Origin of the sequence: Streptomyces sp. NPDC046805 (assembly GCF_040645355.1) — a bacterium.
Lineage (GTDB): Bacteria > Actinomycetota > Actinomycetes > Streptomycetales > Streptomycetaceae > Streptomyces.
Map to the genome: position 1 here is coordinate 1 of NZ_JBEYYC010000087.1, position 1349 is coordinate 1349.

1 protein-coding gene is annotated in these 1349 nt (G+C 68.3%); it reads left to right on the plus strand.

The features are described from left to right. The first annotated feature begins 199 nt into the window (after nt 1-199). A complete protein-coding gene (locus ABZ910_RS36275; RefSeq protein ID WP_361373695.1) occupies nt 200-1339 on the plus strand; it encodes an ISAs1 family transposase in 1140 nt (379 codons plus the stop codon). The last annotated feature ends 10 nt before the right edge of the window (nt 1340-1349 follow it).

Below are 1349 nucleotides of genomic sequence, written 5' to 3' on the forward strand. Positions count from 1 at the left end.
GCCAGGGCTTGCGCAAGTTCCCGGGATCGCCCAACTGGCGTGAGGATGCCGCGGGTTGGGGTGGATGACAGAGCGGACACGGGATCCGTGATCATTCAGGTGTCTAAGCCAAGTGATCAAAAGGGTTCCCGTGTCCGCTGTCTCATCTTCCCCGATCCCTGCCGTGTTGGCCAAGTTGGGTCCGCTCAATCCGGACGACATGTCTGACCTGCGGTTCTTCCTGGAGGCGGTGCCCGATCCTCGCTCCCGGCGGGGCCGCTGGTACTCGCTGACCTCGATCCTGCTGGTCTGCGCGGCCGCCGCGGTCTCGGGAGCCCGGACCATCGACGAACTCGCCGAGTGGGGCGCCCGCGCCGACGCAGGGCTGCTCGCCGCGCTCGGCGTGCGCCGTCACCTGCTGCGCTGGCGGCATGCGCCGTCCAGGTCGGCGATCGGGAGGGTCCTCGAGCGTCTCGACACCGACGCGCTCGATGCGGCCGCAGGAGCCTGGTTGGCTCACCGCCATAGGGCCGCAGCCCCGGGCAGGCGACGGGTGATCGCCGTGGACGGCAAGGCACTGCGGGGCTCCGCCCGCCTGGACCAGCCCCGCCGGCACCTGCTGTCCGCCGTCACTCACGGCTGCCCGGTCACCCTCGCCCAGGCTGAGGTTGGGTCCAAGACCAACGACACACGGCACTTCCAGCCCCTGCTTGCACCGCTCGACCTGAACGGAGACGTGGTCACCTTCGACGCGCTGCACTCCGTGAAGGCCAACGTCGCCTGGCTGGCCGAGACCAAGAAGGCGCACTACGTGGCCGTGATCAAGCCCAATCAGCCCACCGCCTGGGCCCAACTGGACGGTCTGGACTGGCATGTGGTGGCCATCCAGCACACCGCCTCGAACAAGGGACACGGCCGTCGCGAGTCCCGCTCGATCAAGACTCTCGCCATCGCCGACAACCTTGGCGGCATCGCCTTCCCCCACGCGAAGCTCGCCCTCCGCGTCCACCGCCGCCGCAAAGAGACCGGCAGGAAGGAGACCCGCGAGACCGTCTATGCGGTCACCAGCCTCGACGTCCACCAGACGAAACCGGCCGAACTCGCCTCCCACCTGCGCGGGCACTGGACCGTGGAAGCCCAGTACCACATCCGCGACCGTACCTTCGCCGAAGACGCCTCCACTGTCCACGCCGGCAACGCACCCCGCGTCATGGCCACACTCCGCAACCTCGCGATCGGAGCCCTCAAAGCCCTCGGAGCGACCAACATCGCGAAGACCACCCGCGCCATCCGCGACCAACCCGAACGAGCCCTCCCCATCCTGGGCATCACCTACAAGCCCGACCTCAACGGAACTTGATCAAGCCCTG